This is a genomic window from Sphaerochaeta sp. S2, from assembly GCF_016406725.1.
In the GTDB taxonomy this organism is placed as follows: domain Bacteria; phylum Spirochaetota; class Spirochaetia; order Sphaerochaetales; family Sphaerochaetaceae; genus Sphaerochaeta.
Genome location: NZ_JAEKNT010000268.1, coordinates 1 through 1,140, shown reverse-complemented (window position 1 = coordinate 1,140; position 1,140 = coordinate 1). Strand labels below are relative to the sequence as shown.

Genomic DNA, 1,140 nt, shown 5'->3' with positions numbered 1-1,140 from the left:
TTATTGCTGTGATCATTTATGGTGGTATGATACTGGCTACAAAAACATTACATGACCATGAATATGATATGCTACCAGGTGGTAGTAAATTAAAAAAACTAGCAAAAAAGTTAGGAAGATAATATGAACAATCTTACGATTATCGGTTTAGGACCAGGCTCAAAGTCGTTTTTAACACTGGAAGCATTAGAGGTACTAACAAGTGGAAAAAAAGTATTTATAAGAACAGAAAAACATCCTGTTATAAGCTATTTAGTTGAACAAGGTGGGGATTTCTCTTATTTTGATCCTCACTATGAGCAGCATGATAAATTTGAGGATGTCTATCAGAGTATTGCAGATGAAGTATATGAAATGCTTCAGACAGAGGATGTCATTTATGCAGTACCGGGTAATCCCTTTGTTGCAGAAAGCACGGTCGAAAGACTCCTGGACATGGTTGAGGATGAGAATTTGACCATTATACATGGCGCCAGTTTTATCGACGCCATTGTGACGACCTTAAGACTAGATCCTGTTTATGGACTAAAGGTTATCGATGCGTTGACAATTAAAGATATGGTGCCAGATGTTTCATCGGATGCGCTGATCATTCAAGTGTATGATCAAGGCATTGCATCAGAAGTTAAGCTTCAGCTGATGAACTATTATGAAGATGATCAAGAGATTATCGTTGTCAGAGGTGCTGGTATTGAAGGGGAAGAAGTAATTGAGTATGTCCCATTGTATGAGTTGGATAGAGTAGACTGTCTAGATCATTTGACCAGTGTATATATTCCAGCGGTTCATAAAGAAGATCGTACAAAATTTTTTATGCATGATTTAGCCAAAGTGATTAAGGTTCTTAGAAGTGAAGATGGTTGTCCATGGGATAGAGAACAAACACATGAAAGCCTAAGACGCTATTTAATTGAAGAAGCTTATGAAGTAATCGAAACAATCGATGATGATGATCTTTGGGGTCTAGAAGAGGAGTTAGGAGATTTACTATTACAAGTAGTACTACACGCTAAAATTGCCTCTGAAAATGGATATTTTGATATATTGGATGTAATTACGGGTGTTCATCAAAAAATGATTAGAAGGCATCCTCATGTATTTGGTGAAATAGATGTTGCTGATTCAGATGAAGTTCTAGTG

Annotated in this window: 1 protein-coding gene; it reads left to right on the top strand. The window is 36.7% G+C overall.

Going from position 1 to position 1,140, the window contains the following annotated elements:
* Window positions 1–123 precede the first annotated feature (123 nt).
* A partial coding sequence (locus JF818_RS07640) for a MazG nucleotide pyrophosphohydrolase domain-containing protein (RefSeq protein ID WP_233066779.1) occupies window positions 124–1,140 on the top strand: 1,017 nt, incomplete at its 3' end.